This window comes from Dyella tabacisoli, from assembly GCF_003350925.1.
In the GTDB taxonomy this organism is placed as follows: Bacteria; Pseudomonadota; Gammaproteobacteria; order Xanthomonadales; family Rhodanobacteraceae; genus Dyella_C; species Dyella_C tabacisoli.
The window spans coordinates 522,257-535,394 of record NZ_KZ857173.1; the positions used below are offsets into that span (position 1 = coordinate 522,257).

Consider the following 13,138-nt stretch of genomic DNA (forward strand, 5'->3'; position numbering starts at 1 on the left):
GATTCGTGAGATGAACGGCCGATCATCGTAGCAGCGCCGGCCTAAAGCGCCAAATCCGGCTACTTAATGACTATGGCCCTTACAGCCCTGCACGGGGTCAGGACAGGCGCCAGGGTCGATCTGCACGGTAACGTGCTGGATGCCAAAACGGTCATTCAGCATCTGCTGGATCGCCTGTAGAGCCCGCGCGCTATCGCCCTCCTCATGCAGCTCGGCATGCAGGGTGGCCATGCGCAAGCCAGAGGCGAGCTGCCATACGTGCAAATGGTGTACATCGCGAATCGACGCATCGGCCGTGCGCAATGCCATGGTCACCTCGGCGGTATCCATGCCCTCGGGCACCCCTTCCAGCAGGATATGCGCCGAGCGGCGCAGCAATCGCCACGCGCTGTTCAGTATCAGCAACGAAACCAGCAACGAAAGCACCGGATCAGCCCATAGCCAGCCCATCCAGCGCACCGCCAGCGCCGCCAGCACGGCTGCCACCGAACCCAGCAGGTCGCCCAGCACATGCAGGCTCGCACCGGCCACATTGACGTCGTCATGCGCGTGGCCGTGCAAGGTTCGCAGTACCACCAGATTCACCAGCAAGCCGATCACCGCCACGATCAGCATCACCCCGGAAAGAATCGGGCTGGGATTGAACAATCGCGCGATCGCTTCGTAGGCAATAAAAGCCACCAGGGCAAACTGGGTCAGCGCATTGACGAAGCCAGCCAATACCTCCATGCGGCCATAACCGTAACTGCGCCGCGCATCGGCGGGACGCTTCGCAAACCACGCGCCGATCACAGCCAATAACAGGGCCAGTGAATCGACCATCATGTGGCCCGCATCGGCCAGCAAGGCCAGTGAGCCAGACCAGAAGCCGCCGAAAACTTCGGCGATCATCATGACCGTGGTCAATACAAAGGCGAATAACAATTTGCGCTCGCGGCCCTCGAATCCGCCGCCCGCGGCGTGCGCATGCGAGTGATCGTGATGGTCGTGCGAGTGTGAGTGCGATCCGTGGCTATGCGGCACGGAGGTATGCGGTGTGTTCATCGGAACATGCTAGAAAGCGTGCGCGCCGTTACACAATCACCAGCCCGTGGCCCATTCATCGGCCCATTCATCGGCATGTCCATCAATGGGCGCAGTGCGGGCCGTGCACGTGAGTGTGCTGGCGATCGGTACGCAGATTGATGAAATGCGCCGATGCCAACAGCAGGCCTCCACAGGTGACCAACACGCTGTGCAGGCCGATCGAGTAGCGCTCGGCATAGGTCACGCCAAGCACCAGCAGGGTCAACCCAGGCAACGCAAAGAACAAGGGCAGCGGTCGATGGTGGCGGCGATAGCCGCTGATGAGGCTGACCAAGGCAAGCACGCAGGCGAAGAACACAAAACCGCGTTCAAAGCGATGATCGGCAAGAAACTCCAGGCCCAGAATCGGCAACAACGCCAACACGAACGGCAGCGCGGCACAGTGCACCGCACACAGGAACGAAGCCATCGCACCTATGCGATCGGCGATGTACCACCCACGGGATTTCTGCACTTGCTCGGAGTCCATCGGTCGGCCTAAGTCGTTAAGCGTGACGGGTTGCTTCATCACAGGCAAGCGATGTTACATTATAACGTAACGAACGTCAGCAAGGAGATTCACCCGTGCGTAGAACCGTCATTGCCCTCGCCCTGACCGCCGGCCTCAGCGGCGGCGCCTTACCGCTATACGCAGCGGATAACGATGCCGACACTGAAATACCCGCCGACAAGCAAGGCCGCAAAGCCAAGGATCTTGGCACCATCACGGTAACGGCCGTACCGCTCGGCCAACAGGCGGACCAGATCGTGGCGCCGATCGCCGTACTGGCCGGCGCGCCATTGGACGAGGCCAAGGCCGGCACGCTGGGTGAGACGGTATCGACCATTCCCGGCGTACAAACCACCGGCCTGGGCAAAGCCGTCGGCCGCCCGGTCATCCGTGGCCTGGACGGCCCACGCATCGCCGTGCTCGAAAACGGCCTGGGCGCGCAAGACGTCTCCAGCATCAGCCAGGACCACGCCACCGCGGTCGAGCCCTTTCTGGCCGACCAGATCGAAGTACTCAAAGGCCCCTCCACCCTGCTCTACGGCTCCGGCGCCATTGGCGGGGTAGTGAACGTTGTCGATGGCCGTATCCCGATGACCGCGCCGGCGAACGGATTCAGTGGCCGCGCCGAAGGGCGCTACGACAGCGGCACCCAGGGCAAGACCGGCGTGTTCCGCGCCGATGCCGGCAACCAGCAGTTTGCAATGCACGTGGATGGCATGCGCCGCGACGACGGCAATTACGACATCCCCGGCGGCAGCCAGGCCAATAGCCAGGTAAAAACCACCTCCGGCGCGCTTGGCGCGTCGCTGCTGGGCGACTGGGGTTATGCCGGCCTGTCGATCTCGCGTTATCTAAACCAATACGGCAGCCCGGCCGAACCGGGGCATGCGGCCCACCCAGGGCATGAGCATGACGAAGCGCCGGTGCACATCAAGCTGGCGCAGACCCGCTATGACATCAAAGGCGGATTCAACCGGCCACTACCCGGTATCGCCAAAGCGGAAGTGAGCTTCGGCCATACCGACTATCAGCACGTGGAGTTCGAAGGCAGCACACCCAGCACCACTTTCACCAACAAGGCCAATGAGGGCCGCTTGGTGCTTACCCATCAACCCATCGCCGGCTGGGAAGGCGCCTTCGGCGCGCAGTATGTCCAACGCAACTTCGCCGCTGTCGGTGCGGAAACCTTTGTGCCGGCCACCACGACACGCGGCTGGGGAGTATTTATCACCGAGCAACGTGAGTTCGGCCCGATCAAACTGGAACTCGGCGCGCGCACCGATCGCCAAACCGCTACGCCGGAAAACAGCCCGCGCCGCACGTTCACCCCATCGAGCTTCTCCAGTGGATTAGCCTGGCGCTTCGCCGAGTCGTGGCATGCAAGCATCAATCTGGATCATGCCGAACGCGCGCCGGCCGAAGAAGAGTTGTTCTCGCACGGCCCGCATGCGGCCTCCAACTCGTTCGAGATAGGCAACCCCGAGTTGAAGAAAGAGCGCGCCAACCAGGCGGAACTGGCCCTGCACTATCACGGCGATGTCGTCGAAGGCAAAGTCGGCACCTATTACAACCGCTACCACGACTTCATCTATCTGGCCGACACCGGTGAAGCAGAAGATGGCATGCCGGTGCGCCAATGGTCGCAACGCAATGCCACCTTCCGTGGCTGGGAGGCCGAAGCCACCGTGCATCTGACCAAAGCATGGAATCTGCGTATTTACGGCGATACCGTGCGCGCCACGCTTGCTCGCGGCGGCGGCAACCTGCCGCGTATCCCGGCAGGCCGTCTCGGCGCGCAACTCAACTGGAGCCGCAACGACCTTCGCGCCAGCATCGGAGCCGTGCAGTACTTCGCGCAAAACAACACCGCCGCCTTTGAAACCCGCACCGCCGGCTACACCCTCGTCAACGCGCATGCCGCATGGACTTTCTACAACGGCCAACACAGTCAATGGGAAGCATTTCTGGACGGCAACAACCTGACCAACCGCAAAGCGCGGCTGGCTACATCGCTATTCAAGGATCAGGTGCTACAGCCAGGCCGCAATGTCTCGGTCGGCGTGCGGGCGTTCTTTTGAGTTAGAACGGGGAACGGGGAACGGGGAACGGGGAACGGGGAACGGGGAACGGGGAACGGGGAACGGGGAACGGGGAAGAGCCTAAAAAGCAGAAGCAAAAAAGCAAGAGCAAAAACAAAGAAAAATCAAAAAAGAACGCAACATCACAGCCACCACTCAAGCTGCATGTTCCCCGTTCCCTATTCCCCGTTCCCTGCTCTACCTCCGTTCCCTGCTCCCTACCCTACCCCTCCCCTCAATCCTTACGACATTGCTTGCATATGCCGTGTACTTCCAGCGTCTGCGCCTGCGGGCGAAAACCCAGCGCCTTGGCCTGTGCCTCGATCAACTCAGCCACGCGCTCGTCACAAACCTCTTGCGCGCTGGAGCAGACATCGCAGATCAAAAACGGCACCTGATGCGCCTCGGCCGGGTGATGGCAGGAGACGAAGGCATTGATGGATTCGAGCTTGTGGATAAAGCCATGCTCAAGCAGAAAGTCGAGCGCGCGATAAACCGTCGGCGGGGCCGCATTGCCATGTCGATCACGTAGCTGATCGAGCAAGTCATAGGCCTTCACCGGCTTGCCGGCCGCAGCGACGAGTTCTAGCACTTCTTTGCGCAGCGGGGTCAGACGCAGGCCGCGCGCTTCGCTGGCATGCTCCACCGCCTGCACGAAGCCCTTGGCGTCGTCGTGGTGGTGATGATGGGAATGCGGTTTACTGGTTGCGTTCTGGCTCAATGCTTTCACCTCGCGCGACATACTACACCGGTCGCTTGGAGCTAGTCTTTGGAGGTAACGGCGGCGGGCCAGCCCCCGGCTTTGTCCGTGGTCGCGCCAGCACCACAAACCAGCCGATCGGCCCCAGCAGCGCGGCCCAAACCACACCTTCGAGCAAACGCCCGCGCCACCAGCCCAGCGCGGCGCCTACCACCACAAAGCCGACGCTCCACCAGAACAGCGCGCCCCAAGGCACGATGCCCATAAGATTGAGAAACACTTGCCAGAAAGCTCCCGGCGCGTCGGGATCGACACCGTTCATCGCCTTGTTCAACAACTCGTCCACGCAAGCCCTACTGTCGTTACGATGGCGGCCATGATGCACCCAAGAGCCTATTCAGCGTTGCCGGATCTTTTTTTTCAGGAGTACCCGTGCGCTGCCTGCTGATTGAAGACGACAAACCCACCGCGCAGCTCATCCACGATGGCCTGCAACAGTCGGGCTGCGCGGTAACCATGTGTCATGACGGTAAAACCGGTTTGGGCCATGCGAGCGAAGGCTCGTGGGATGTCATCGTGCTGGATCGCATGCTTCCGGGCGATATCGACGGCCTCGATATTCTCGCGGCCTTGCGGTCGCGCGATGACCGCACCCCGGTACTTATCTTGAGTGCGCTGAGCAGCCTCGACGAACGCATCCGCGGCCTGCGTGCCGGCGGCGATGATTACCTGACCAAGCCCTTTGCCTTCGACGAATTGATGGTTCGGATCGAAGCACTGATCCGGCGTGCCAGCCAGCGCGACGAACCTGCGCTGATGTCGGTGGCGGATTTGCGCCTCGATCCACGCACTCGCCGGGTATTTCGCGACAACAAGCCGATCGTGCTGCAGCCACGGGAATACCTGTTGCTGGAATATCTGGTTCGCCATCAAGGCGAAGTGGTCTCGCGCAAAATGTTGCTGTCGGCGGTGTGGGGCTACCATTTCGATCCAGAAACCAATGTGATCGACGTGCAGATGAGTCGCCTGCGCAACAAGATCGACAAAGATTTCTCGGTCGCGCTGATCCACACCGTGCGCGGCGTTGGCTACACCATTCAGGCGCCGGCCGATCATGGCTAGCTTCCGTCATTCCGTCGTATTTCGCATGACCGCCGGTTACGGCCTGCTGCTGTTGATTTCGGTCGCGCTGATTTCCACCGTTTTTTATGTCGGCACCGCCGGCTTGCTGGCCCGCAATATCGACAAACAGCTAACCTCGATATCGCGCCACCTCATCCAGGTTCGTCAGCAGGAGGGGCCCCAAGCGCTTGAACGCGATATCCATGCCTTGCTGACCGACAATCAGGATGTCGATACCGAGGTTTACCTGCTGATCGACCCCAGCGGACGCAAGATCGCCGGCAACCTCACCGCCTGGCCAACGCTCCCCACCGCCAACGACCAATTGGTCAAGCAGCAAGTCAAACGATTGGGACGCGACTCGATCAGCCGCTTGCTCAGCTATCGCTTTCAAGATGGCACCACCCTGGTCGTCGGGCGCGACTTGCAAGACCAACACGACCTGGAACGCATGGTGCTGGTTGCGCTGAGTCTGGGCGGTGTGATGGCCTTGGTACTGGCCGCCGCCGGCGCATGGCTGTTTCGTGCGCAATTGCAGAAGCAGCTCATGGCGATCCATCGCACGACTACCGAAATCGCCGCCGGCCACCTCGACCGGCGTATCGAAGTAGGCAAGTCGCAAGACGAATTCGCCATCGTCGCCCACGACGTCAACATCATGCTTGAAGAGATCGAGCGGCTGATGGATACCGCGCGCGATGTCTCCAATGCCATTGCGCACGACCTGCGCACGCCGTTGGGGCGTATCCGTGGCTCGCTGGAGGACGCACTGCGCCCGCATCATCCGGCGGACAAACTGCCGTATAGCGCGCAATACGCCATCGACGAGATCGACGCGCTGATCGTGGTGTTCGACAAACTGCTGCAAATCGCCGAAGCCGAATCCGGTGTGCGCCGGCAGCCTTTCGACCAATTGCCGCTGCGCGAGGTGGCCAGTGACCTCGTCGAGCTTTACCAGCCCGCCGCCGAAAACCAGGGTGTGGCACTCAGTCTGCTGGTGGAGGGCGAGCCAGTGGTCAATGCCGATCGCGACCTGATCGCCGGGGTGCTGGCCAACCTGCTCGACAACGCCTTGAAATATGCCGGCCATGGCGCACAGGTGCAGGTGCGGATCGAGTGCGACCCGGCGCAAGGCAGACCGCCTGAAGCCCGCATCGTGGTACGCGACTATGGCCCCGGCATACCGGCCGATGCGCTCGAACGCGCCACCGAACGCTTCTTTCGCGCCGATACCAGCCGCAGCCTGCGCGGCAACGGCCTGGGCCTATCGATCGTGGCAGCCTCGGTGGCGTTGCATCGCGGCCGCCTGACCCTGGAAAACGCACACCCCGGACTCCGCGTCACCATCGCATTACCGGCATGTAGGTTGGGGTGAGCAAAGCGAACCCCAACGCGGCGAATATTGGGGTTCGCATACGCTCACGTAGGTTGGGTTGAACGCAGTGATACCCAACGTTGCGCAACGTTGGGGTTCGCTTTGCTCACCCCAACCTACGCGTTACGCGCTATGCGCAGACACTACCTTTCCAAACCGTAACTATGGCTCGGCCACCACGCTGGTTAAGGTGGCCGCCGTAGGCGTGTGCGTATGGTCAGCAGCGATAGCCCATCGATCTGCGACGCACCGTTCGAGCAGAGAAAGCGCATGCGAGCTTCACGCAAATCGACTACCCAACGATGGAAGATCGGCGCAATCGTGCTGGTCGTCGCGCTAGGTAGCTACGTCGGCTATACCTCGCTCGCTCACCATAATGTCGATGCGTCGACTGACGCCAAGGCAGACACAGGCCCCGCGCAAGACACGGTAACCATCACCGACCAGCAGGCCAAGCACGTCAGCGTCGTTCCCGCGCGCATGCACGACTTCGATTCACGCCGTGACGCGGTCGGCTATATCGACTTCAATCAAGATCGACTGACCCAGGTGTTTTCGCCGTACCAGGGGCGCGTGCGGCAGGTACTTGCCAAGACAGGCGATAACGTCGCCAAAGGCCAATTGCTGTTCACGGTCGATAGCCCGGACCTGGTCCAGGCCGAGTCGACTTTGATCGCCACCGCCGCGACCCGCGCATTGACCAGCAAGACGCTGGACCGCGCCCGCAAAATGCTGGAGATCCAGGCCAGCGCGCAGAAGGACGTGGATCAGGCCAGCTCCGATCAGCAAAGCGCCGAGGCCGGCTATAAGGCCGCGCGCGATGCCTTGCGCATCTTTGGCAAGTCCGATGTCGAGATGGATCACATCGCCGCCAGCCGCAAGATCGACGGCGAGCTGCACATCGTCAGCCCCTATGCCGGCTTGGTCACCGCGCGCAATGTGGCGCCAGGCGTACTCGTGCAGCCGGGCAATGCACCCGCACCGTTCACCGTGGCCGATGTATCCACGCTATGGATGATTGCGAACGTGGCCGAAACGGATGTCGCCTTATTACAGACCGGCCAGCAAGTATCGGTGACGGTCGATGCGCTACCTGGGCGCAAACTGCAAGGGGTCGTCGGCACCATTGGCAGCGCGATCGACCCCAGCACCCATCACATCGCCGTGCGATCGGAGATCCGCGACCCGCACCACGAACTGCGCCCGCAGATGCTCGCCAGCTTTCAGATTCGCACCGGCGAGCCCACGCATTCGGTCGCCGTGCCGGTCGATGCGGTAGTGCGCGAAGGCGATGGCACGATGACCGTATTCACCACCCAGGACGGTCGCCATTTCATGCGCCGCCCGATCAAGCTGGGTCAGCAGCAGGACGGACTCAACCAGATTCTGGAGGGGCTATCGGCCAATGAGCGCGTGGCCGGCGACGGTGCGCTGTTTCTCAGCAACGCACTGGCCTTGCAGTCGAAATAGCGCCGCGCTCCACAGCTCGCCCCCACCAGCTCCGCACCTTATAAGAAAGAAGGCCAGACCGTGCTCCGAGGCATTATTGCGTTCGCACTGACCCGGCGCGCCATCGTCATCATGGCCTTGGCGGCCTTTGTCGTTGCCGGGCTGGTGGCCTATGCCAAGCTCAATATCGAGGCGTATCCCAACCCGGCGCCGGTGATTCTGGAAATCACCGCACAAGCGCCCGGCCTTTCCGCCGAGGAAATGGAACGCAGCTATACCCGTCCGATGGAATTGGCGCTGGCGACCACGCCCGGCGTCGAGAACATTCGCTCGACCTCGTTCTATGGCTTGTCGTTTGTCCGAGTCACCTTCAAGTACGGCACCGACTACTACTTCGCCTACACCCAGGCGGCGCTCAATCTGCAGCAGAACGCCAGCCTGCCGAACAGCGTCCAGCCACAGATTCAGGCGTCCAGCCTGGTCGGCGAAATCTACCGCTACCAATTAGTCGGACCACCGCACTATGGGTTGACTGGATTGCGCACCCTGCAGGACTGGGTCGTCACACGTCGCTTGTTGTCGGTGCCCGGCATCAGCCAGGTCGTGACCTGGGGCGGCACGACCAAGGCGTACAACGTCGATGCCGACCTGCATAAGCTGGAAGGCTATAACGTGACCCTGCCCCAACTGATTAATGCGCTGGGCAATGCCAACAGCAACGTTGGCGGACGCACGATCAATATCGGCCAGCAGTCAGTCAACATCCGCGGCATAGGCTTGATTAAAGGCACCGATGACATCGGCCATATCGTGCTGTCGCAATCCAACGGCACGCCGGTGCTGGTCAGCGATGTCGCGAAAGTATCGGTCGGCTCGGTGCCGCGTTTGGGCAAGGCAGGCCGCGACGATCAAGACGATGTCGTGACCGGCATCGTGGTGATGAACCGCACCATGCAGACCAACGAGGTGGTCACCCGCGTCAAGGCCGAAATCGACAAACTGAGCTCCGACGGCACCCTGCCCCCAGGCGTAAAAGTCGCGCCGATCTACGACCGCTCCAGCCTGGTCGAAGTCACCACGCACACCGTGCTGCATAACCTGATTTTCGGTTGTCTGCTGGTGTTTCTTATTCAGTGGATTTTTCTAGGCGACCTGCGCAGCGCGATCATCGTCAGCGCGAATATTCCGGTGGCGCTGTTCTTCAGCATCATCATCCTGGTCATGCTTGGCGACTCGGCCAACCTGCTTTCGGTCGGCGCGGTGGACTTCGGCATCATCGTCGACTCGGCGGTGATCCTGATCGAAAACATCTTTCGCAATTTCCAGAAAAACGCCGCCGAACGACAAGAGCTGCTACACGAACAAGCGCAAAGCAATTTCGCCATGTATACGCGCGGACACGCCGGGCATGGCTGGACCGAACGGTTGCGCTTGCTGTTTATCAGCGCTATCCAGGTCGATCGCGCGGTGCTGTTTTCATCGGCGATTACCGTCGCCGCCTTTATCCCGCTGTTCACCATGCAAGGCGTCGAAGGGCAGATCTTCAATCCGATGGCGCGCACCTACGCCTATGCGCTGACCGGTGCCTTGATCGCCACCTTCACCGTCACCCCGGTACTGGCCTCGCTACTGCTGCCCAAGCACGTCAAGGAAACCGAAACGCTATTCGTGCGCGCGATTCGCCGTGTCTATTCGCCGGTGCTGCATTGGGCTTTAAGCAGGCGCAAGACCACCGTGATGCTGGGCCTGGGCTTTCTATTGCTGGCCGGCTTGTTGCTACCGCGCATCGGCACCGAGTTTCTGCCGGCGCTGGAGGAAGGCAATCTATGGATTCGCGCCACCATGCCCACCACCATCTCGCTGGAAGCGGGCATGGACAAGGTCAACCGCATGCGCCAGATCGTCAAGGCGCACCCGGAAGTCATCACCGTGGTATCCCAGCATGGCCGCCCCGACGATGGCAGCGATGCCTCGGGCTTTTATAACGTCGAGCTGTTTGTGCCGCTGAAATCGCAAAGCGACTGGCCTAGCGGGCACACCAAGGAGCAACTGGTCAGCGGCCTGCAACAGGAATTCGCCAACGAATTCCCCGGCGTTGAATTCAACTTTTCGCAATACATTCAGGACAACATCGAAGAAGGCTTGTCCGGTGTGAAAGGCGCCAACTCGGTCAAGATCATCGGCCCCGAACTGCCGGTGCTGGAAAAACTGGCCGACCAGGTGCTGCACGAGATGCGGCAAGTAAAAGGCGTGGAAGACCTCGGTGTGTTCCGCGTGCTCGGCCAGCCCAATCTCAATATCACCATCGACCGCGCCAAGGCCGCGCGATACGGGCTCAATACCGGCGATATCAACAGCGTGGTGCAAGCGGCGGCAGGCGGTACCACCGCGACCACCGTGCTCGAAGGCGACAAACAGTTTTCACTCGTCGTACGACTCGCGCCGGAATATCGCTCCAGCCTGGAGTCGATCGGCCGCATCAAGGTCGGTTTCGCCACACCCAGCGGCGCCACTGCTTATATCCCGCTGCGCGAACTGGCAACCATCTCGCTCGATACCGGCGCCTCGTATATTTATCACGAGCGCAACGAGCGCTTTATCCCGGTGAAGTTCAGCGTGCGCGGCCGCGACCTGGGCGGCACGGTAGCAGAAGCACAGCAACGCATTACCGAACACGTCAACCTGCCCACCGGTTACCACATTGTCTGGGCCGGCGAGTTCGAGGATCTGGAACAGGCCAAACATCGCCTGATGGTCGTGCTGCCGATTGCGGTCGGCTTGATCCTCGCCCTGCTCTTCACCTTGTTCAACTCGTTCCGCGACAGTTTGCTGACCTTGGCGGCGATTCCGTTCTCCATCGCCGGCGGCATCATCGCCCTGTACCTGTCCGGCTTGAATATGAGCGTCTCGGCGGCCATCGGCTTTGTGTCGCTATTCGGCGTCTCGGTAATGAACGGCATCCTGGTCATCACTTACTTCAACCACCTGGTATTCGAAGGCAAGACACCGCTGGAGGCGATGTATCACGCCGCCGAGCAACGCATGCGACCGATGCTGATGACCGCGCTATCGGCCTGCATCGGCCTGCTGCCGGCAGCGCTATCCACCGGCATCGGCAGTCAGGTGCAACGACCGCTGGCGACTGTCGTCGTTGGCGGCATGTTGCTTGGTCCGATCATGCTGCTCGTCGTCGCTCCTGCTCTACAGGTGCTGGTGGTCGAGTGGTCGCAAGGCCGCAAGCAACGGCGAGCGAAAAAGCCAGCCGAAACGGGAGGCCTGTAATGACCAACCTACGCGTTATCAGCGCAGCCCTGATCGCCGCGCTATGCACCGGCTGTGCGGTAGGCCCGGACTATCACCGGCCCGAGTTGGCGCAGCCCGATCGCTATACCCGCGCGCCGCTGCCAACCACCATCGGCCATGCCACTGGCACGCATGACGAGCAGCACCTCGACCCCAACGCCAAGATCAGCCGCACCTGGTGGAGCGTCTTCGGCTCACCTGCCTTGAATGCCCTGGTGCAACGCGCCTTTGAACACAATCCGAATATTCAGAGTGCGCAGGCCGCGCTGCGCCAAGCGCAGGAAAACGTCATCGCTCAACATGGCGCCTATCTGCCGTCCGTACAGCTCGGTTATTCACCAAGCCGGCAAAAGAATGCGGTAGACACCATTTCACCCACGCTGACCTCCGGCGCGGCGATGTATACGCTGCACACAGCCCAGCTCAATATCGCTTACGCGCCTGACGTGTTCGGGCTGAATCGACGCACTGTCGAATCATTGCAAGCGCAGGCCGACACGCAGCGGTTTCAACTCGAAGCGGCTTATCTGACGCTGGCCTCCAATGTGGTTGCGGCGGCTATTCAAGAGTCGGCGCTACGCGCGCAGATCGACGCCACGCAAGACATCATCGCCACCAATACGCGTTCACTGGTGATCCTGCATCAGCAAGCCGCGCTCGGCGGCGCCTCCGGGCTCGACGTAGCAGCGCAAGAGACCGCACTGGCACAAGCACAACAAAACCTGCCTGCACTGCAGAAGCAACTCGAACAAACCCGCAACTTGCTCGCTGTGCTCGCGGGCAATCCACCCGCACAAGGCAGCAACGACGACTTCGATCTGACCAGCTTCACCTTGCCGCAAGCCTTGCCGCTAAGCCTGCCCTCGCAACTGGTAGAGCAACGCCCCGACGTGCGCGCCGCCGAGGCACAAGTGCACGCAGCAAGCGCGCAAGTCGGCATCGCCCTGGCCAATCGATTGCCGCAATTCTCGATCTCCGGCAACTACGGCGGCAGCTCGACCCGCTTCAGCAAAATGTTCGAAGAAGGCAATACGTTCTGGGGCCTCACCGGCAACCTCACACAAACCCTGTTCGACTTCGGCACCCTCAAACATCGTCAACGCGCCGCTGAGGCAGCACTGGAACAATCCGCTGCGCAATATCGAGGCGTCGTGCTGACCGCATTTCAAAATGTCGCCGACACGCTATACGCCCTCGACGCCGACGCCCGCACCCTGACCGCCGCCACGCAGGCAGAAACATCGGCAAAGAAAACCTGGGAGCTGACTCGGCAACAGCTCGACCTCGGTTTCGTCAACGGCCTCTCGCTGTTGACCGCCGAACAGGCCTACCAGCAGGCGCGGATAGCTCGCATTCAAGCGCAGGCCGCGCGTTATAGCGATACGGCGGCGTTGATTCAGGCGCTGGGTGGGGGGTGGCAGGCGGGTGATGCGGCGGCATCCAGCCCGTAGTACGGCCGATACACCTTTCATGGTGTAAGTAGCAGGGCTTGCACTTCCGCGTGATGAAGAATCACTTGGCTGGTGGACACGCGT

The 13,138-nt window shown here is 61.2% G+C and carries 10 protein-coding genes; 6 read left to right on the top strand and 4 right to left on the bottom strand.

All coding sequences use genetic code 11. From position 1 onward, the window contains the following. Window positions 1-63: 63 nt before the first annotated feature. Both DVJ77_RS02065 and DVJ77_RS02070 read right to left on the bottom strand, forming a co-directional pair. Window positions 64-1,044 (bottom strand): cation diffusion facilitator family transporter, encoded by a 981-nt coding sequence (locus tag DVJ77_RS02065; protein ID WP_114843782.1) that lies wholly within the window; start codon window positions 1,042-1,044, stop codon window positions 64-66. Between the two features lie 82 nt (window positions 1,045-1,126). Further along, a complete protein-coding gene (locus tag DVJ77_RS02070) occupies window positions 1,127-1,555 on the bottom strand; it encodes a MerC domain-containing protein (protein WP_114843783.1) in 429 nt (142 codons plus the stop codon). Between the two features lie 95 nt (window positions 1,556-1,650). Between DVJ77_RS02070 and DVJ77_RS02075 the strand changes: the two genes are divergently transcribed. Then, a complete protein-coding gene (locus tag DVJ77_RS02075; RefSeq protein WP_114843784.1) occupies window positions 1,651-3,654 on the top strand; it encodes a TonB-dependent receptor domain-containing protein in 2,004 nt (667 codons plus the stop codon). A gap of 235 nt (window positions 3,655-3,889) precedes the next feature. On the opposite strand, the gene DVJ77_RS02080 is transcribed toward DVJ77_RS02075, so the two are convergent. Continuing rightward, window positions 3,890-4,396, bottom strand: a complete 507-nt coding sequence (locus DVJ77_RS02080; protein ID WP_114843785.1) for a transcriptional repressor — start codon at window positions 4,394-4,396, stop codon at window positions 3,890-3,892. Between the two features lies 1 nt (window position 4,397). After that, a complete protein-coding gene (locus tag DVJ77_RS02085) occupies window positions 4,398-4,700 on the bottom strand; it encodes a hypothetical protein (protein ID WP_114843786.1) in 303 nt (100 codons plus the stop codon). A gap of 86 nt (window positions 4,701-4,786) precedes the next feature. Between DVJ77_RS02085 and DVJ77_RS02090 the strand changes: the two genes are divergently transcribed. The 5 genes from DVJ77_RS02090 (at window position 4,787) to DVJ77_RS02110 (ending at window position 13,054) form a co-directional block, all read left to right on the top strand. Further along, window positions 4,787-5,476, top strand: coding sequence for a winged helix-turn-helix domain-containing protein (locus DVJ77_RS02090; RefSeq protein WP_114843787.1), 690 nt, complete (start codon window positions 4,787-4,789; stop codon window positions 5,474-5,476). After that, window positions 5,469-6,851, top strand: coding sequence for a sensor histidine kinase (locus tag DVJ77_RS02095; RefSeq protein WP_114843788.1), 1,383 nt, complete (start codon window positions 5,469-5,471; stop codon window positions 6,849-6,851). The genes DVJ77_RS02090 and DVJ77_RS02095 overlap by 8 nt, the downstream gene beginning before the upstream one ends. 270 nt (window positions 6,852-7,121) lie before the next feature. Continuing rightward, window positions 7,122-8,321: an efflux RND transporter periplasmic adaptor subunit gene (locus tag DVJ77_RS02100; RefSeq protein ID WP_114844201.1), complete on the top strand. Its 1,200-nt coding sequence runs from the start codon at window positions 7,122-7,124 to the stop codon at window positions 8,319-8,321. 60 nt (window positions 8,322-8,381) lie between these two features. After that, a complete protein-coding gene (locus DVJ77_RS02105; RefSeq protein WP_114843789.1) occupies window positions 8,382-11,582 on the top strand; it encodes an efflux RND transporter permease subunit in 3,201 nt (1,066 codons plus the stop codon). After that, a complete protein-coding gene (locus tag DVJ77_RS02110; protein WP_114843790.1) occupies window positions 11,582-13,054 on the top strand; it encodes an efflux transporter outer membrane subunit in 1,473 nt (490 codons plus the stop codon). The genes DVJ77_RS02105 and DVJ77_RS02110 overlap by 1 nt, the downstream gene beginning before the upstream one ends. The last annotated feature ends 84 nt before the right edge of the window (window positions 13,055-13,138 follow it).